The organism is Buttiauxella sp. WJP83, assembly GCF_027594725.1.
Classification (GTDB): Bacteria; Pseudomonadota; Gammaproteobacteria; order Enterobacterales; family Enterobacteriaceae; genus Buttiauxella; species Buttiauxella selenatireducens.
Genome location: NZ_CP110080.1, coordinates 2,438,243 through 2,457,639 on the forward strand (window position 1 = coordinate 2,438,243; position 19,397 = coordinate 2,457,639).

Below are 19,397 nucleotides of genomic sequence, written 5' to 3' on the forward strand. Positions count from 1 at the left end.
AATATCCTTAATATCCTTATCAATAGCAGGTGAAATTCTTTAGCTAACAAAACGTTAGCTAAAGAAATGAATCTTCGCTATTGATAATAATTATCATTAATGAATGATAAAGTAAATCATTACCATCGAATAATGGATATTTATGAGTGTTGTTACAGGCCGCGTTCGTGCATCAATTGTGCAAGCGCTGCGTCCCTGGCCAGAAATTCCCAGGCGTTTATCACCGCGGCGGGGATATCAACATGGCTAATAAAATCACGCCCTTTTGGCCCGTAACCCTGTGCGTCATCTCTGATACGCGGGATTTCCCCCAGCGCTAGCGAAATGTAACGCTCGACCGGCCATAAGCCCTTTTCATTCAGACTAAAAGTGGTCCCGGTTTCGTGACTGACCAGTACCGGAACAATACCAGGCCAGCTTCGCCAACGAGGTTGATGCGTTTCACCTTGCCAGACGCGTTCAAATGTCGCGAGGGTGCGGCGTTGCATGGTGGGATCCTGAATAATAATCGCGCTCGCTGGAGTGATCTGCAGCGTTTGCATCAGGTCAAACGTAAAGCGAGCGTTCTCGCCACAGTTGCTGGACTTCTCCTCCACCAGCACTTTTTCAGCGGGGACCTTCCAGAACTGAGTGGCGATATCGCTGATAATGGCCGCTTCTGCACGTCCCGTGGTGGGAATGATGTTGTAGCGTGGATGTTTAGCGATAGCACCGTATAAAAAGGTGGTGGAATGCCCGATACCACCGGTAATCAGCAGCGGCAACTCGCTGTTAGCCGCCAACTGGCAGGCCGCATCAATGGTCGGGATCACGGCATTCCCGGCGAGAATAATCAGCTCTCCATCAGACACTGCGGGCGGTGCATCAAACTCATTATGAGAAAGCCACTCGCCCAACGTATTTATGGCATCAAGCGTCGTGGCCTGCAAAGCTGGAAATGTTGTCATCAACATAACCCCTCCTTGTAAAAAACCAGCCCGCATCATACCGCAGGCGGTCTGGTTACTGTATAGGGGAGCTCTGAGTCCTTATTTACACCAGCTGATAAACCCGCGTTTCCCATGGGTGCAGCCGATAGAGCTCATCCACCTTCGGGTAATTTCCCAGCACACATTTTGCCCATTCGAGCGGTAATTCTTCATCCTGCCAACGGGCTGATTTTGACGACATATTGCAAAGCACCACAAACTCTGTGCCATCAAGCTCACGGCGGTAGGCATAAATTTGCGCGTGATCTTTCAGCTCCAGGACATAGCGCCCATAAATCAGCGTGCGCTCTTTTTTGCGCAACTGGATCAGTGCGCGATAGAAATTCAGCACTGAATCCGGGTCTTGCTGTTGGCTGGCGACGTTGATCATCTCAAAGTTGGCATTGACCTTAAACCACGGCGTACCGTCGCTGAAACCGGCGTTTGGCCAGGAATTCCATTGCATCGGCGTGCGCGAGTTATCACGCCCGGTATTGGTCAGAAACGCGATGATTTCGGCTTCATCTTTGCCCTGAGCCGCCATCTCGCGCCAGATATTTTTCGCTGACACATCATCAAAATCGTCCACCCCGTCGAAGCGGGTATTGGTCATGCCGATTTCCTGGCCCTGGTAGATAAACGGCGTGCCCTGCATCAGGAAAAACAGCGCCGCGATGCAGGTGGCGCTTTCTCGCCAGTGGTGTTCGGTGTCGCCCCAGCGTGAAGTAATGCGAGTCAGATCGTGGTTTTCTACATACAACGCATTCCAGCCTTTGCCTTCCAGCGCATCCTGCCAGGCGGTGAAAATTTTCTTCAGCACCGCGGGTTCCGGGCGCAAACCGGCTTCTGGTTCCCATAAACGGACGTGCTCAAACTGGAACACCATATTGAGTCGCCCGCGATGCTCACCCACCCATTCTTCAGCATGCTCGGAATCCAGGCCGTTCACTTCCCCGACCGTCACGATGTCATAATGTTGAAACACCTTCTGGCTCATGTCGTCCACATAGTCCAGCAGCCCGTCATAGTTAAGATGGCTTTTCATCGACGGCGCATAGCGGTGTTTATCCGGATTCGGCACATCGGCAAGCGTGGGTTCTTTTTTCATATGACAGATGGCGTCGATACGGAAACCGTCTATCCCTTTGTCCAGCCACCAGCGCATCATGTCGTACACCGCACGGCGCACATCATGGTTTTCCCAGTTCAGGTCGGGCTGACGGCGGGTAAACAGATGCAAAAAATACTGTTCGGTTTGTGGGTCAAATTCCCAGGTAGATCCTTTAAAGATCCCTTCCCAGTTATTGGGTTCTACGCCATTTTTACCGTCGCGCCAGGTGTACCAGTCGCGTTTCGGGTTATCACGTGATGAACGGGATTCCAGGAACCACGGATGTTCATCGGACGTGTGGTTGACCACCAGGTCGATAATCAGTCGCATTCCGCGTGCGTGAACCTGCTCAAGAAGGCGGTCAAAATCGTCCATGGTGCCAAACTCAGCCATGATCTGCTGATAATCGCTAATGTCATAGCCGTTATCGTCGTTCGGCGATTTATACATCGGGCAGATCCAAATCAGATCGATGCCGAGATCCTTAAGGTAATCGAGTTTTTCGGTGATACCGTTCAGGTCGCCAATTCCATCGCCGTTGCTGTCATTAAAGCTGCGTGGATAGATCTGATACGCAACTGCCTCTTTCCACCAGTTCGCCATCGTTTACCTCCCGATTAATAATGCAAAAGATTCATAAGGTTGCAGTTCAATACTGACCGCCAACTGGTCGCGAGGTGCGTAATTGCTAATCAAGCATTCGCCCTGCCAGCCCTGCATAAATTCCGGTAAATCGAGCGTGAGATGTTCACAGGTGAAGTTGTTTATCACCAGTAAACGCTCGTCGTGCAGCGTACGAAGCCAGGCAAAAACCTGCGGGTGTTCAGGCATAACCGCCTGGAAATCGCCGTAAACCAGCACAGGATAATTTTTGCGCAGCGCGATCAATTTTTGGTAATGCCACAGGATAGAATCCGGCTCTTCAAGCGCTGCCGCGACATTGATTTCACGGTAGTTGGGGTTCACGGCAATCCACGGCGTACCGGTAGTAAAACCGGCGTTCTGGCCGTTGTTCCACTGCATAGGCGTGCGGGCGTTATCGCGCCCGTTGGCATGGATGCCGAGCATCATCTCCTCGTGGCTGACACCTTCCGCCAGCCGCTCTTTATAAAGATTCAGGCTTTCGATATCGCGATAGTCGCTGATGGCTTCGAAACGCACGTTCGTCATGCCGATCTCTTCACCCTGATAGATATACGGCGTGCCTTTCAGACAGTGCAACGCCGTGGCGAGCATTTTAGCGGAGGGCTCGCGAAACTCGCCTTCATCACCAAATTTCGACACCGCGCGGGGTAAATCGTGGTTGCTCCAGAACAACGAATTCCAGCCGTGATGCGCCAGTGCGGTTTGCCACTTTTCGATAACCGCTTTGAAGCTCGCCAGTTCAAACGGCTTACTGCGCCACTTCCCGGCATGTTCATCCCAGAATTGTTTGATGTGATCAAACTGGAAAACCATCGACAGCTCTTCTCGTTCCTCGCCGCTATAAAGCAAGGCGTCTTCCGGTGTCGCACTCCAGGTTTCGCCAACGGTAACGTAGTCGCCGTTGCCAAAGGTGGCGCGGTTCATCTGGCGGATCAGGGCGTGGAGATTTTTGCCATTCGCCATAATCTGCTGATCCACCTCTTTGCCGATAAGGTCGATAACGTCCATGCGGAAGCCACCGATACCTTTCGCCAGCCAGCGATTCATCATGGCGTGGACTTCATCTTGAACACGCGGGTTTTCCCAGTTGAGATCGGGCTGACGGACTGAAAACTGGTGCAAATAATATTCGCCACTGGCTTCGTCAAACGCCCAGCCGCTGCCGCCAAAATAGGAACGGAAATCGTTCGGCGGGCCGCCATCTGCCGCAGGTTTGCGCCAGATATAAAAATCGCGGTACGGGTTGTCTTTGGATTTCAGCGCTTCGATAAACCAGGGATGTTCATCAGAAGTATGATTGACGACTAAATCCATCAGGATATGAATATCGCGTTTTTTCGCCTGTTGGATGAGAAATTCCATCTCTGCCATCGTGCCAAATTCGGCGGCAATGTCTTCGTAGTCGGAGATATCGTAACCGTTGTCGTCCATCGGCGAGCGATAAACAGGCGAGAGCCAAATCAGGTTGATGCCGAGCTGTTGCAGGTAATCGAGTTTGCTGATGATGCCGTTGATATCACCGATACCATCGCCGTTGCTGTCCATAAAACTACGCGGATAGATTTGGTACACCACCGCGTTGTGCCACCATTTTTTTTCCATGGAGATCTCCTTAGGTATTGGCCCTCACCCCAGCCCTCTCCCTCAGGGAGAGGGGGAAAACCAACACTCGATCAGTCCCCTATCCTGGGAGAGAGGGCCGGGATTAGAGCAAAACGACACCACGAGCTATTTGAGTTTAATTTCAAGTCTTTCAGTATGGCGCATCACCCGCGGTTCGCTACCGTAGCCGCTGACAATGTGAGGAGCATCGTTTATTGCAACGTAGTGCAACGGTTTGATTTTCTCTGGAAAGCATCGTGCATTCACACGATTAACCGGTTCGGCTTTTGACCTCAGGTTTTGACGTTGGTTTTTAATCCGGCTTAAATCGCGCCGTTTTTCACCCTTCAGTCGTGGTTGAGCCGCCGGGAGCGGCGAAAGAGAGCGATCGTCTGGAACGAATCGCGAACGACCGCGAATGTTGGGTGAAAAACGGTGTTTACCGCGCAGCGGCGATTTATTTGCCGGGAGTCCGGGTTCTTAGGGTGGCGACGGTGGCCACCCTAAGTCGTTCACCGGTTCGATGGCTGCATTTAACAGAATGCTTTGAGTGAACGGAACCTTCACCGTTTCTGACATAGACAACCCATTCAAACCTCAAAGAGATGACTCAAAGTCATCCCCCCTACACCCGAATAAACGCCCTCCCATCACTATTAAACAAATAACAACTCTCCGGCGGAAGTCGCAGGCCGATGCGTCGGTCAGCCTGAATTTCAAGCCTGGAAGTATGGCGCATCACTAATGGTTCGCTACCGTAGCCGCCGTTAACGTAGAGCAATGTCTCATTGCCCATCTGCTCGACAAACAGCACTTCACCTTCGATATCCGCCTGCGCCAGGTCGGTAATCTGAATATGTTCAGGGCGGATCCCCAGCTGTACTGTTTGCCCCTCCGCAACACCTGCACCGTTTATCGGCAGTGTGACTTCCTGACGATTCTCAAGCCGGACGTCGCTGCGCAATGCGCTGCCGTGCGTTAACACACCAGGGATCAGATTCATTTTGGGCGAACCAATAAACTGTGCGACAAACATATTTGCCGGACGGTCATAGAGCTCAAGCGGCGTGCCCACCTGCTCAATTTGCCCCTGATTTAACACCACAATGCGGTCAGCTAGCGTCATTGCCTCTACCTGATCGTGTGTGACGTACAAAATGGTGGCGTTAATTCTTTTGTGAAGTGCAGCAATTTCCATGCGCATCTGCACTCGCAGTGAAGCGTCAAGATTGGAAAGCGGTTCATCGAATAAAAAGAGCCTTGGTTCGCGCACAATGGCTCGACCAATGGCCACGCGCTGACGCTGGCCGCCAGACAGATCTTTTGGTCGCCGATCGAGCAAAGGCTCGAGCTGCAAAATTCGCGCACTTTCGCGCACTTTTTCGTCGATCTCTTTGACGGGCAGTTTTGCCATCTCCAGCGCAAACGCCATATTCTGGTACACCGTCATATGCGGATACAGCGCGTAAGATTGGAACACCATACCGATGCCGCGCTGTGACGGGGAATCATCGTTCACGCACACGCCGTCGATGCGCATCTCGCCTGCGGTTATCTCCTCAAGACCTGCGACCATCCGCAGCAAGGTGGATTTCCCGCAGCCGGACGGCCCGACCACCACCACAAACTCCCCACTGTTCACTTCCAGGTCGAGAGGTTTAATCACTTCCGACGTGCTGCCGTAGCGTTTTTGAATTTTATCGAGCACGAGTTGCGCCATGGTTATCCCTTAATCGCTCCGCTGGTAAGCCCGCTGACAATGCGTTTCTGGAAAATGAGCACCAGTACAATAATCGGCAGTGTAACCACCACCGACGCCGCCATAATGCTGCCCCACGGCAGCTCAAAAGTGGATGCGCCGCTGAACATACTGATTGCCACGGGTACGGTGCGTTTATCGCCGGAAATAATAAACGTCAGGGCAAACATGAATTCGTTCCACGCACCGATAAATGCCAGCAGCCCGGTGGTGACCAGTGCAGGAGCCAAAATCGGTGCGAAGACGCGGCGAATAATGGTCCAGGTATTTGCCCCATCCACAATCGCCGCCTCCTCAAGTTCCACCGGAATCGACTTCATAAAAGTGGTCAGCACCCAGACGGTGAACGGTAGAGAAAAAGTGGTGTATGAAAGTATCAGTGCGCCGAGCGAGTCATAAAGCCCAAGAAAACGCACCAGCTCAAACATGCCCGTTAGCACCGCCACCTGTGGGAACATCGATACGCACAGAATGGTGAACAGCAGGAATTTGCGCCCACGAAACGGCACGCGCGCTAACGCAAAAGAAGCGGTGATCGCCACCAACAAACAGATACCCACAGTCACCGATGCCACCAGCACCGAATTAAGCAGACTTCGGGCGATGCCATTATCGACCAGCGCCACCACGTAGTTATGCCAGTGATAACCACTGGGCAGATACGACGGTAAAAACAGCTCCTGCCCGGTGCGCAACGACGTCAGAATGGCGTAATAAAATGGGAAGACGCAGAACAGCACAGCGAGCGTTGCGCCTGCATAGATAACCAGATGGTGACCGATTTTTCGCTGCCGACGCGTGGCTTTCATCACCGCTTCTCCTTTTCGTTCAATCGTGAAACGCGGATAAAGCAGGCTGCAATCCCCGCCACCATCATGAACACCAGCACCGAGGCTGCCGAGCCAACGCCCATGTCCTGATAAGAGATGATTTGCTCGCGGGCATAGCCGGAGACAGACATGGTTGCCTCGCTGTTGGAGGTCAGCACGAAAATCAAATCGAAGATGCGCATCGCGTCCATGATGCGGAAGATCAGCGCCACAATCATCGCAGGCATGATGAGCGGTAGCGTGATGCGCTTAAACCGTTGCCAGGCACTGGCACCATCTACGCGCGCGGCTTCGTAGAGATCGGTGGGGATCAGTTGAAGGGCCGCCAGCAACATTAACGCCATAAACGGCGTGGTCTTCCAGACATCGGCAATCACCACCGCCCACATCGACAGCGACGGTTCAGCAATCCACGCCAGATGCGCCTGGTAACCGAATATTTTCGCCAGTAAGTCGTTCACCACGCCGTACTGATCGTGGAACATCCAACCCCACATTTTGGCGCTGACGATAGTTGGAATGGCCCACGGCACCAGAATCGCCGTACGCACCAGCCCCTGGCCGCGAAACTTCTGGTTCATCAAGAGCGCCAGCAGCATGCCAAATAGCAGTTCTAACCCTACGGACACCACGGTAAACCACAATGTATTGCCGACCGCCTGCCACCAAAGTGGATCAACCAGCACGCCGCTGCTGTCACCACCGTTTGCGGCGTAATAGTTTGCCAGCCCCACCATTTGGTACTCGGACGGGTTGTCGAGCATCGCATTGGTGAAACTGAAAAAGAAGGTGCGCACCAGCGGCCAACCCGCCGCCAGTGCAAGGAGTAAGAGTGCGGGCGCCACCAGTATCCATGCGATACGGCGACGCCTGCGTTGGTAACCTGAGTGCGCCAATTAATGCCAGTCCTTACCTTTGACGCGTTCCAGACGTTTTTCCAGATCCGCCACGGCCGTCTTGCCATCACTGCCGCCATTGAGCACCTTAAAGGTCACGTTGAAAATGGCGTTAGAGACACGCGGGTACTGGCTTTTGGTTGCCGTTGCCGGACGCGGAACCGCATTGGCGAAAATCTCTTTAAACAGCGTCAGATGCGGCGCGGTTTCCAGCACCGCTTTGTCCTCATATAAGGCCGAGCGCGTCGGTGCGAAGCCAAGATATTTCAGCTGCATTTTCTGCGAATCGGCGTCGGTGAGGATTTTCAGCAGCGCAATGGCCGCATCTTTGTTTTTGGTGTTCGCATTGATTGACCACTGCCAACCGCCCAACGCGTTGGCCGATTTGCCATCCGGCCCTGCAGGAAGTGGTGCGACGCCCACTTTGCCTTTCAGCGGGCTATCAGCCCCTTGTGAAAGCAAATAGGCGTAAGGCCAGTTGCGCATAAACAGCGCGTCGCCGTTCTGGAACACCGAACGCGATTCTTCTTCTTTGTAGCCTAACGCCCCTTTCGGAGTGATTTTCCCAATCCAGCCCGCAACCATATCCAGCGCGGCGGCGGCCTTCGGATTATTAATGGTCACGTTGCCTTTTTCGTCGATGAACGTGCCACCGCCGTAAGAATCAATCCATTCCAGCGCATTACAGGTCAGCCCCTCATACGACTTACCCTGGAAGATCATGCCCCAGAAGTTTTTATGCCCGGCTTTGCGCTCTTCTTCCTGAATTTTTGTGGCGATACGCGTCAGGTCTTCCCAGGTTTTTGGTGGCTGTTCGTTGTATTTTTCCAACAGATCTTTGCGGTAATAGAGCACGCCCGTATCGAGATAAGCCGGAACCGCTTTGACTTTGCCGTTCACCGTGTCGTTCGCCCACGGGCCTGGGAAGAAATCCCCTTTCATATCGGCAACCGCATCGGTCAAATCGAGCGTTTGCTTATCCAGCAAGCCCACCCAAATGGTATCGGACTGGAACAAATCGACCGCTTTCTCATCTTTGGCCGCAAACAATTGCTGAAGCAAAGCCAGCTTCTCGTCAGATGCCGCAGGAAACTCGATGAACTCCAGCTTGTTGCTGGTCTGCTTTTCAAAACGGTCTTTGACGTAGTTGCAGTATTCCTTACCGCCGGGGGAGATCGGACATTCCATACGCAGAGTATCGGCCAGCGCGGCATTAGAAACGCCCGCCAGCGCTAAGGTAATAAGACTTAACGTCAGCTTTTTCATTGTTTCCTCTTTTGTTCAGACCAAATCGGAGGGAGGTGAAAAAACAGCACACCATTCAAAAGGCTAGTTAATAACCAACTCATGCGGCAACTTAGCACCCTAACCTTTGTACGAATTTGTGCGAATAGTCGACATGGTGCACGTAACGCTATTTTTTATTTCACTTTTACGTGAGACACGCTACGCGGCTATGTTTTGGTGCGGTTTGGGGCAATATCGCTATCGCCCCGTCAATACCGTGAGAAGAGAGAAGTGTGATGCAACGATTGAGGGAAATGACACGCAGCTCGGGAGGCTCACCACTCCAGCCATTCTCCGCCGCGTTGGCTACTTTCGCGAATTGCTTCAATGAATTTCATGCCGGAGATCCCTTGCTCAATACCCGGCAGCAAAGGCGCACTTCCACCACGAATTTTGACGGCGGCTTCGCGGTAGATTTGCGCGAATCCTTCCAGATACCCTTCAGGATGCCCGGCAGGAGTTCGGCACTGGTGGCGCACTGAATCGTGGTTGTTCACCCCGTTACGCGTGACAGTGTAACTATTTCCGTGATGGGGATGGATTTCCAGAATCTCAGGCTGCTGCTGACGGAAGCTGATGCTTGCCCTGCTGCCCACAATCCGCAGGCGCAAATCGTTTTCAAAACCGGGTGCCACCTGGCTTGCCCATAAACGCCCTCTGGCACCATTGGCATAGCGCATTTCAGCATACACTTCATCATCCAGCACCCGTCCGGGGATGCGTATTAACAGCTCGCCTCGCACCACTTCGGGCTCCATACCGCTGACAAACGCCGCCAGTTGCCAGGCATGAGTACCAATATCTCCAATCGCGCCAGCCCCCGCCATCGCAGGATTACCGCGCCAACTGGCCTGTTTGTTGTCAGTCAACTCAAGTCGGTCGTTCAGCCAATCCTGCAAATACTCCACTTCAATGGCGCGAATATCGCCGATTTCGCTGTTGGCAATCCGCGCGCGGGCTTCGCGCACCATCGGCAATGCGCTGTAGTTATGGGTGAGAATAAAGTGGCGGCCCGTGGTTTCGATAACCTGCGCAAGCCCCCTTGCTTCGGCAAGCGTGACGCCGAGGGGTTTATCGCAAATCACGTGAATGCCGTGTTCCAGAAATGCCTTTGCCACCGGAACGTGCAGATGATTAGGCGTCACAATCGAGACAGCTTCGATGCCATCCGGGCGCGCGGACTCGCGCAGCACCATCTCCTGCCAGCTTGTGTAACAGCGGTCACTTTCGACAAACAACCCTTCACCGCTGCGTTTTGCTACTTCAGGTGAAGACGAAAAAGCTCCGGCAACTAACTCAAACTGATCATCAAGCCGTGCGGCAATACGGTGCACACCGCCAATAAACGAGCCTTCACCGCCACCGACCATACCTAAACGGATACGTTTCATGGTTACTCCTCCAGCCCGAGCATACGACGCACCGCAGATGTTTCACTTTTGCTGTTTGCGAAGTCGTCAAAGGCATAGTCGGCCACCGGAATAATATGATCGACGATAAATTTGGCTCCTTCACGCGCGCCCGCATCGCCTGATTTCAGGCAACACTCCCATTCAAGCGTAGCCCATCCGGCATAGTCATATTGAGCAAGTTTGCTGAAGATCCCCTTGAAGTTAATCTGCCCGTCGCCTAACGAGCGGAAACGGCCTGCGCGGTCAATCCACGGCTGATAACCCGCATATACGCCACTTTTTGCAGATGTTTGAAACTCAGCGTCTTTAACGTGGAAGGCTTTGATCCTGGCGTGGTAGTGATCGATAAAACCGAGGTAATCCATGTGTTGCAGCAACATATGGCTCGGGTCGTACAGAATATTGCAACGCGGGTGGTTATCGACCAATGCCAGAAAACGCTCGAAGGTGACGCCATCGTGTAAGTCTTCGCCGGGATGTAATTCAAAACAAACGTCGACACCCGCTTCATCGAAGCTATTTAAAATAGGCAACCAGCGTGCGGCTAATTCACGAAACGCCTCGTCAATCAGCTGTTCGTTACGCGGTGGCCACGGGTAAAAATAGGGCCAGGCCAGCGCCCCAGAAAAGGTGGCATGCGCTTTCAGGCCTAAATTTTGTGACGCGCGCGCGGCCTGTTTCAGGCTATTCACCGCCCACTGCTGACGAGCGCTGGCATCGTGTGCCACTTCCGGCGGTGCAAACCCGGCAAATGCGGCGTCATACGCCGGATGCACTGCAATCAGTTGCCCTTGCAGATGAGTCGAAAGCTCGCTGATTTCCAGTCCACTTTGCGCCAACACAGCGCGAATTTCTGCGCAATATTCCAGGCTTTGTGCGGCTTTGGCGAGATCGAAAATATGCGGTAAGTGCGTGGGGATTTGTACGGCTTTATAACCCAGCCCCGCAGCCCAGACGGCAAGGGAGTCCAGCGAATTAAACGGGGGGTTATCCGTAATAAACTGCGAGAGAAAAATGGATGGCCCTTTCAGGGTTTTCATTACAACATCTCCTTAATCATCACCGTGCGTTGTTCACGAACCGCGCGATCCGCCGCCAGCACCACCGCCAGGCTTTCAATCGCCTGCTGCTGATGCAGCGCCAAATCGCTATCGTCGTATATGGCACGAGCAAAAAACTGTTGTTCGAGTTGGCACAAGGCAAAGTGGTCAGGCTCATTGCTTGCCGTCACCCACTCATCCTTGTGAGCAAAATCACCCTGCGGATTTAATTGGGCGTGATGAATGCGTAACGACTCGGTACGCGTGTGCGCCTCGACATTCGCCGATTGCCCTTCACCCGCGGCTTCCCGCGTCACAATAGACACCGCTCCCTGCGGGCCAATGACATCTTTAATAAAGAAGGCAGTTTGGCTCATCATCGGCCCCCAACCCGCTTCGTACCAGCCGACTGAACCGTCGGTAAAACGCACCTGAAGCTGGCCGTAGTTAAACTGCCCAGGGGGGATGTCGTCACTCAGGCGCGCGCCAACTGCACTCACCGAGAGCGGGCTGGATTGGGTCATCTGGCACATCACATCAAGGTAATGCACGCCGCAATCAACGATGGGCGAAAGCGACTGCATCAACATTTTGTGCGTGTGCCAGGCGCTACCGCTGCTTTGCTGATTAAGGTTCATGCGCATAACCAACGGTTTGCCAAGCCCGTGTGACAGCGTAATAAACTGCTGCCAGACGGGGTGATGACGCAGGATGTAGCCGACCACCAGTTTTTTGTCCGCAAGCTTCGCCGTCGCCACAACGCGTTTTGCCCCGCTCACCGTTGTGGCGAGCGGTTTTTCAAGAAACACATGGCAACCGGCCGCGAGCGCTGTCAATGCCAGCGCTTCATGGCTATCAGGCCAGGTGGCGATGCAGACGGCATCAGCCTGAGTCTCTTTAATTGCCTGCTGCAAATTTTCGAACAGCGGAATATCGGCCCCCAACTGCGCTTTCAGGTGAACTTTCGACTCTCCGCGGGCCACCAGCCCGCAGAGTGTAAACTCGTCCAAATGCTGATACGCAAGGCTGTGGGCGCCCCCCATATTTCCGCAGCCCACGACCAATACGCGCAGCGGCTTATTTGCCATTCTGCTCAGCCTCTTTGTAGTTGAAAGTGAAGAAGAAGATGGCTGCAATCACCACGGCGGCAATCGCTGGCATCCACCAGAACTGCTGCCATTGCAACAAGCCTTCAGCACCTTTCGCTGTCACCGAACGGTTAAACACCGCACCGCTGATTTGCGAACCTATCAGCATCCCCAGGCCGTAGGTGAACAGCACCAACAGACTTTGTGCTTGCCCTTTCACTTTGTTCCCCGCCACTTTATCGGTGTAGATAAAGCCGATCACAAAGAAGAAGTCGTAACAAACCCCGTGCAAAATGATGCCGATGTAGATCATCCAACGGGTTTCTTCAGTGATCCCTAGCGCGAACATCGCATAGCGAAGGAACCACGACAGCATACCGATCAGCAGCATCATCTTGATGCCAAGGCGGCGGAAGAAGAACGGGATCAGCAACATAAACAGCAGTTCAGACATCTGCCCGAGCGCCATGACGCCGCTGACGTTTTCAAAGCCAACCGCCGAAATAAACGGTGCGGCATAAGCGTAATAAGCGGCCAGCGGGATGGAGATCAGCGTGGCGCAGATGATAAACACCATAAAGTGGCGTAGCTTGAGTAGCGCGAACGCATCCGCACACAGCAGGTCACGCATCGACAGCGGTTTGCCGCGATCCGGCGCAGGCGTATTCGGCAGCGTAAAGCTGTAGATCCCCAACACTACGGATGCAACGGCGGCCATCGTGAAGATGCCGGTGCTGTCTGAAAGCCCGCTGGTGCCGACAATCAGGCCCGCCACAATCCAGCCAATGGTGCCGAAGGCACGCACCACCGGGAATCCTTTTTCACTGTTTGCCAGGCTATGGAATGCCACGTTATTACTCAGTGCAATTGTCGGCATGTAGCAAAGCATGTAGGCGAAGACGACCCATAGCAGACCGCTCTGCCCACTTTCGAACATACCCGGCAGCCACCACAGCAACGCCGCGCCGATCAGGTGCAGCACGCCGAGCACTTTCTGCGAGGCGAAGAAGCGGTCAACCAACATACCCAGAACAAACGGCGATAAAATGGACGCAATCGGTCCGGTGGAATACGCATCGCCAATTAACGCGCTCAGACCATATTTACCCATCACCACACCGAGGGTGACGTACCAGGCCCCCCAGACAAAAAATTCGAGAAACATCATTAACGACAGGCGTGGAATCACCCACTTATGGGTGACCACTTGTGCTCCAACAGCCGATTGAGAAGACATAAATCCTCCGGTACAGAGTTCGCATTTGTTATTGTTTTTTAGCCAAAATAATTCGTGGTGCAGGAAGGCGGCAATCGAAGGCATCCCGATGAGCTGACTCAAGTCAGTGATTCGGGTAACTGAGTGCGGCCAACGAACCTGCAACGCGAAGTATGATGGGTAAATTTTGTAATCGATTACATTCGCACTTCATTAAAAATGTAATCGATTTCAGCGGGGTTACCATCATGCTGATGAATTATTTGTTAGTATCTATTCAAATATGGAATGTGGTTCACATTTCAACCGATCGTGCAAAGGATCAACATGTCGATAGATAAAGTGGCGCGTATTGCGGGAGTTTCTACGGCGACGGTTTCTCGCGTGCTGAATGGCAACCCTGCCGTGAAACCGGATACGCGCGATAAAGTGCTGGCGGCGATCAAGGAGTGTGAGTATCAACCTAACCTGCTGGCGCGCCAGCTGCGCACCTCACGCAGCCGTATGCTGTTGGTGCTGGTGTCTAACATCACTAACCCCTTCTGCGCCCGTGTCGTGCGCGGCATTGAAGAAGAAGCGGAAAAGCACGGTTACCACATTCTGCTGTGTAATTCGGAATCACGTCTGACCCGTGAATCGGCCTATTTGCGCCTGTTGAGCGGCAAAGTGGTCGACGGCGTTATCACCATGGATGCCATCAGTTGTTTGCCAGGGCTGACGACGTTAATCGGCGACTCGCCGTGGGTACAATGCGGCGAAGGCGATCCCGGTTATCGCGCCTCGTCGGTCACGATTGATAACTTTAAAGCAGCGTCTGCGGCGGTCGATCATCTGAAAAGCGCAGGTTACAAACGCATCGCTTTGATTAACGGCGATTTGCGTTATCTTTATTCTCAACAGCGGGAAGCGGGTTACCGCGCGGCCTGCGGTAAAAACTGGCAAGCCGTGGTGTATGCCGACGGCCTGGAATATCAGGCGGGTGTGCAGGCGATGGCGGAACTGTTTACCCTGCCCGAACCGCCCGATGCGGCTTTTGCCATTTCCGATGCGCTGGCGGGCGGCGCGCTGCATTTCGCCCACGAACAAGGTTTAAGAGTGCCTGAAGATGTGGCGATAATGGGCTTTGACGGTGTGCCGTTTGGCGCAGTCACCTTCCCTCCGCTCACCACCATCGAACAGCCGATGCATCAACTCGGCGTGCGCAGCGTGCAATTATTACTTGAGCGCATTGATAACCCGGAAGTGGAAACGGTGAATGAGATTCTGGAGTGGAAGTTGGTCAGTCGGGGATCGGTATAATGTGTCGGACAGCGCTAGCGCTTATCCGACATTCAACATTACTTATAGTCAATAATCCCAACCTGCTTCGCCATAAATAATTCGTTTCGTTCAACGATTTCTTCGACCACTTTGCCTTCGGCATTAAAGCGGAAATACGTTAACGCCGTCCATGTGACGTCTTTACCGTGAACATCAAATCCATGCCAGGTATTTGAGCCACGAGCGACATGTTTCAGGTGAACGACCACCACATCTTCAGTCACCACTTCTTTGCTGAAATTAGTGGAAATAGATTCATAGCGATCAATAACATGCTCGGTTAACGCACGTTTAAAGTTTTCAACACCGTGAATAGGCGCATCGCAATCAGGGCGGTGAATAATCACGTCTTTATCAAAATATTCCGTCACGCGCTGTGCATCTTTCCCATCGACGCAATATTTAAAGTATTTTTTTACCGTTTCCAGGTTATTCATCTTCATGTTTTACACTCCGCTTGGATTATTTAAATGGAGTCTAAGTCGGTTTGTGATATGCGTAAATAGCATATATATTGCACGTGGTATTCATAAAACGGATAGCACATGAGACTCGATCGGCTGGAACGCTGGGCGACCGTGCGGCACTTTCGCCTGGCCATCGCCCTGTTTGAATATGGCAGCGTGCTTCACGCTTCACGCGCGTTAAATGTATCCCAACCCACGGCCAGCAAATTGCTGCAAGACCTTGAAGATGCCGTCGGTGCGAAGCTGTTTTTGCGAAACCGCCGAGGAGTGACGCCGACCGAGCTTGGACGCGCTTTTGTTGATCGCAGTAAAATGGTGCTGGCGCAGCTTGACCATGTTTCTCAGGCAATTAACGCCCTCGGCAAGGGGCATGCCGGGAAAGTGGCCATTGGCAGCGTGTTAACCGGCTCGAGCTATATCGTCCCTGCCGCCATTGCGCACCTTAGCGCGACCCGACCCGATATTCGGATAAAAATCGTTGACGGCGTCAGTGGTGAACTCGTCCCGCGCCTGATATCAGGAGAGCTGGATTTTTTAATTGGAAGGCTATCGGATATTAGTTCCAGTGCCGTGGTCGCCCGGGAACCCCTATTTAGTGAAAGCGCCATGATCGTAGCCAGACGCGACCACCCGCTGGAACAAAATCCCCATGCAACATTAGAAGCATTAAAAAAAGAGTCGTGGATTTTACCGCCACCTGAAACCACGTTACGCAAGCAATTCGATAACATTTTTAATCATGAAAATATCGACCCACCCCACGCTTCCATTGAGACCGTGTCATTCTTCAATATATTGTGGCTATTAAAGAAAACTGACTTGTTGGGGATCCTCCCGCAATCTATCGTCACGGATGCGGCCTACCAGAATGATCTTGTTCCGCTTTCGTCATTTCCCCCTCTTGTGCTGGAACAAATTGGAATTTCCCGGCTAATCGGTTCTGAATTGTCCCCCGCCGCCTCGGCGCTGGTGGAATCCATACGCAGCGTAATGGAGATCAACGTTGCAAGATAAACGCGATGAATAAATTAACGCTTCTATAATAAATAGGATTGCGATTACCTTTATCTTATTGAGTATTCAGCATCTTGTTGAATGAGGGTATGAGAAGAACATGACGGTACAGGTTGCGCGCAGTTTTATTTTGTTCGTTGCGTTAATACAGGCCAGTTCGGCGTGTTTCGCCGCGGCCGCCATTAACCCAAAAAAGCACGCCGATTCGGTGCTCGCGCTAATGAGTTACACCGTCTGGCCTGACATCACTGCCAGCGATCTGAATATTGGGAGCGGAGGTGGTGAGAAACAAGCCCTTTCCATTACTCAATTCGGCGGCGGTGCGACCGTAAGCAAAGAAGTCCCGATCTACCTTGAAGGAACGATGGGCTACAGCCGTTATGACCCGCAATTTGTTCTGTCTGACGGTACTGAAACTCGCAAAATACCCACTAAATGGAACAGTCTTACCGCCACCGGGGGGATTGGCTGGGATTTCAGTCTCTATACCGATAAGTGGGGGGGCAATCTGGTATTGCGTCCCATCGCCAATTTTATGCTGGGGACCATGGCCAGTGATTTACGTATTGGTAGCTATGTCTTCAAAAGGCGCACCAACGCAGATTTTGATTTTCTGAATGGCGGACGGCTCAATGCGTATGGGCTAGGCGGTTCGCTGATGCTCGATTATGAATTGTTCTCAAAGCCACAAGACATCGATGTTGAGTTGCGCTATTCCAATATGACCCTGCAAAGTTTCAGTGGCACTTCAGAAGCAGTCCAGGGCGAGGCCAACTCGCAAAATCTGGGGCTATACCTACGCCGCCGGGCGCCTATTTCCGACTGGGAGCTGCTCAATAAACCGCTACGTTATGTGATGGAAGGTGCACATACGGAATATCTGGGAGAACAGCGCGGCCAACTCGGGTTTAACAGCCTGTCGTCCGTTGGGTTAGGGTTAGAACTCGACAGCAGTGATTATGATGTGTTCATCACCCGCACGCGGCTCGTTGCCCGTTATATGTTCGGCAATAACACCAACGGTTACGGCGTAGGCCTGGCAATGAGTTTTTAAGTTCATCAAAGGTGGATGTCGCTTACGCTAATCCACCCTGAACATCCGCTACTTCAACGCTTCCGGCAGTTTAATCACCCACAACTCGTTTTGCGATTCGGGTTTTTCCAGCGGTTTTAAGGCAATTTTAGTCGCGACTTCATTACCGTCACGCGTCAAATGGCCTTTGCCATCATTTGGTGGACACCACTTTGTCGGATGTATCAAATTATGACCAGACGGTACTCGCTGGACGCTTACTAAGAGTTACACACCCCGATTAAATATCCAGTAGCCATCAGCAACCCAGGTATCACGATTAGTGGCAAACAGACGCTCTTTCAACACATCCTGCTTTAGTGCAACGCAATATACAGGCCGGTAACGCTCAAAGCGCCAACTGCCACTTAACTCACCTGCATCCACAATGTCGAAACCGATACTTTCAATGAAATTCGCTACCGTAGACTTCGCTTCGATATTATCACTGGCGATCGGAATAGCCCGGCGATCAACCGCCCCTTTTGGCCGCGCATCACGATGTAAATCCTCAACCGTAATAGAGTTAAAAGCCTTAACAATAATGCCACCTGGTACGCTTTTCGCCAATAGCTCGCTGGTTGTTATCTCACCATTTATTAACGACTGGATAACGCCATCACGATGAGGGAAGTAATTTAGTGGATCAACGACGATTTTATTTATAAGCAATTCTTTTGGTAACGTTGGTATAGCATAAAGGGGAACTGCGGCTATCACTATATCACCAAAATTGATTGCCTGTTCAGGCGTACCCGCCTTGCATCCTAATTTTCTGATTAATAACTCGAGAGATTCAGGACCACGAGTATTACTCACCATAACTTCAAATCCATTATTTACCGCTTGTAACGTAATTGCTTGTGCCATTTCACCTGCACCAATAACCCCCACTTTCAAACTCATAATATCCCTCACCACATCAATTAAATAGCAATAACGCCAATTACATTTGGCAAAAAATCTATCGTAAATAGATGCCAAATTTGAAAAGCATTCACATTCAATAATTTTTTATAAGCCAGAAGATTTTCATCATTCAGTGGAATTTTAATTTCCTTTGCATCACCAGCGAATCCACAACCGATACATTTCAGCACAGCTTCTTTTCTTGTCCATGCGCTTAAAAAACACTCTGACCAATCAGCCTTACTCAGGATTTCTTCAGCTTCTTCATCTGTAAATACATAGTTCGCAAGATGTTGATGTATCGAACGATTTTTTAGCTCAATATCAATACCAAGAGGCTTATTTCTCGAGAACGCGATTGCAATAACATCACCCGTATGGGATACGTTAAAGTGTATCTTTTTATCAAAATCCACTATGTATGGTTTACCATACTCACCTTTTGATACAACCCCTTGAAAGGGATCCGTGTTAAACATAAACCCTAACGCTCTGCGTAAAAAAGCCTTACCTGCAATATATCGATTGCGTGCAGGAACACTCGAAAATGCTCGAGAATTTATTTTCTCGTCTTCAGAAAGGAAGATGACATCATCCTGTGTAAAATCAGAATAATATCCGACAAAAATGGTAATCTCTTCATCATCGTTATCTTTTAAGTAAGCTACTTCGCGCCAAAGCATATGATTATTCAGCCCTGCTTCATACTAATAAATAATATAGAGATTTACCCGTCAGAAAACAGACCCTTCTACAGGGTC

At 51.7% G+C, this 19,397-nt stretch carries 18 protein-coding genes; 3 read left to right on the forward strand and 15 right to left on the reverse strand.

Going from position 1 to position 19,397, the window contains the following annotated elements:
* Positions 1 to 152 precede the first annotated feature (152 nt).
* From OH773_RS11275 to OH773_RS11325, 11 genes are all read right to left on the reverse strand, one after another.
* Positions 153 to 953, reverse strand: coding sequence for a YdcF family protein (locus OH773_RS11275; protein WP_270138660.1), 801 nt, complete (start codon positions 951 to 953; stop codon positions 153 to 155).
* Between the two features lie 79 nt (positions 954 to 1,032).
* On the reverse strand, positions 1,033 to 2,682 hold the full coding sequence (locus OH773_RS11280; RefSeq protein WP_270138662.1) for an alpha-glucosidase: 1,650 nt from the start codon (positions 2,680 to 2,682) through the stop codon (positions 1,033 to 1,035).
* Between the two features lie 3 nt (positions 2,683 to 2,685).
* On the reverse strand, positions 2,686 to 4,326 hold the full coding sequence (locus OH773_RS11285) for a glycoside hydrolase family 13 protein (RefSeq protein ID WP_270138666.1): 1,641 nt from the start codon (positions 4,324 to 4,326) through the stop codon (positions 2,686 to 2,688).
* Between the two features lie 625 nt (positions 4,327 to 4,951).
* Positions 4,952 to 6,046, reverse strand: a complete 1,095-nt coding sequence (locus OH773_RS11290) for an ABC transporter ATP-binding protein (protein WP_270138668.1) — start codon at positions 6,044 to 6,046, stop codon at positions 4,952 to 4,954.
* Between the two features lie 2 nt (positions 6,047 to 6,048).
* Entirely contained in the window at positions 6,049 to 6,894 is an 846-nt protein-coding gene (locus tag OH773_RS11295) for a carbohydrate ABC transporter permease (protein ID WP_270145814.1), read from the reverse strand.
* Positions 6,894 to 7,811, reverse strand: a complete 918-nt coding sequence (locus OH773_RS11300; protein WP_270138670.1) for a carbohydrate ABC transporter permease — start codon at positions 7,809 to 7,811, stop codon at positions 6,894 to 6,896. Before OH773_RS11300 ends, OH773_RS11295 begins: the two co-directional genes overlap by 1 nt.
* Positions 7,812 to 9,077, reverse strand: a complete 1,266-nt coding sequence (locus OH773_RS11305; RefSeq protein ID WP_183271493.1) for an ABC transporter substrate-binding protein — start codon at positions 9,075 to 9,077, stop codon at positions 7,812 to 7,814.
* A 296-nt stretch (positions 9,078 to 9,373) separates the two neighbouring features.
* Positions 9,374 to 10,489 carry a Gfo/Idh/MocA family protein gene (locus OH773_RS11310; protein WP_270138673.1) on the reverse strand — a complete coding sequence of 372 codons (1,116 nt, stop codon included), beginning with the start codon at positions 10,487 to 10,489 and terminating at the stop codon, positions 9,374 to 9,376.
* Between the two features lie 2 nt (positions 10,490 to 10,491).
* Positions 10,492 to 11,550 carry a sugar phosphate isomerase/epimerase family protein gene (locus tag OH773_RS11315; protein WP_270138675.1) on the reverse strand — a complete coding sequence of 353 codons (1,059 nt, stop codon included), beginning with the start codon at positions 11,548 to 11,550 and terminating at the stop codon, positions 10,492 to 10,494.
* A complete protein-coding gene (locus OH773_RS11320) occupies positions 11,550 to 12,638 on the reverse strand; it encodes a Gfo/Idh/MocA family protein (RefSeq protein WP_270138677.1) in 1,089 nt (362 codons plus the stop codon). The genes OH773_RS11315 and OH773_RS11320 overlap by 1 nt, the downstream gene beginning before the upstream one ends.
* Complete coding sequence (locus OH773_RS11325) at positions 12,628 to 13,875, reverse strand: MFS transporter (protein WP_270138679.1); 1,248 nt, start codon at positions 13,873 to 13,875, stop codon at positions 12,628 to 12,630. Before OH773_RS11325 ends, OH773_RS11320 begins: the two co-directional genes overlap by 11 nt.
* Positions 13,876 to 14,181: 306 nt before the next feature.
* Between OH773_RS11325 and OH773_RS11330 the strand changes: the two genes are divergently transcribed.
* A complete protein-coding gene (locus tag OH773_RS11330; RefSeq protein WP_270138681.1) occupies positions 14,182 to 15,153 on the forward strand; it encodes a LacI family DNA-binding transcriptional regulator in 972 nt (323 codons plus the stop codon).
* 38 nt (positions 15,154 to 15,191) lie between these two features.
* Here OH773_RS11330 and OH773_RS11335 read toward each other — a convergent pair whose 3' ends face one another.
* Entirely contained in the window at positions 15,192 to 15,617 is a 426-nt protein-coding gene (locus OH773_RS11335) for an ester cyclase (RefSeq protein ID WP_270138683.1), read from the reverse strand.
* 102 nt (positions 15,618 to 15,719) lie between these two features.
* Here OH773_RS11335 and OH773_RS11340 point away from each other — a divergent pair, with 102 nt between their 5' ends.
* Both OH773_RS11340 and OH773_RS11345 read left to right on the forward strand, forming a co-directional pair.
* Entirely contained in the window at positions 15,720 to 16,655 is a 936-nt protein-coding gene (locus OH773_RS11340; protein WP_270138686.1) for a LysR family transcriptional regulator, read from the forward strand.
* Between the two features lie 100 nt (positions 16,656 to 16,755).
* Positions 16,756 to 17,709: a hypothetical protein gene (locus OH773_RS11345; protein ID WP_270138688.1), complete on the forward strand. Its 954-nt coding sequence runs from the start codon at positions 16,756 to 16,758 to the stop codon at positions 17,707 to 17,709.
* A 48-nt stretch (positions 17,710 to 17,757) separates the two neighbouring features.
* Here OH773_RS11345 and OH773_RS11350 read toward each other — a convergent pair whose 3' ends face one another.
* Genes OH773_RS11350 through OH773_RS11360 form a run of 3 tightly spaced genes read right to left on the reverse strand, consistent with a single transcriptional unit; the run spans position 17,758 to position 19,319 of the window.
* Positions 17,758 to 17,916, reverse strand: coding sequence for a hypothetical protein (locus OH773_RS11350; RefSeq protein WP_270146036.1), 159 nt, complete (start codon positions 17,914 to 17,916; stop codon positions 17,758 to 17,760).
* 39 nt (positions 17,917 to 17,955) lie between these two features.
* Positions 17,956 to 18,633, reverse strand: a complete 678-nt coding sequence (locus tag OH773_RS11355; protein ID WP_270138690.1) for an NADPH-dependent F420 reductase — start codon at positions 18,631 to 18,633, stop codon at positions 17,956 to 17,958.
* 20 nt (positions 18,634 to 18,653) lie between these two features.
* The gene (locus OH773_RS11360; RefSeq protein WP_270138692.1) at positions 18,654 to 19,319 is read right to left on the reverse strand and encodes a 4'-phosphopantetheinyl transferase family protein; all 666 of its coding nucleotides are present in this window, start codon (positions 19,317 to 19,319) and stop codon (positions 18,654 to 18,656) included.
* Positions 19,320 to 19,397 lie beyond the last annotated feature (78 nt).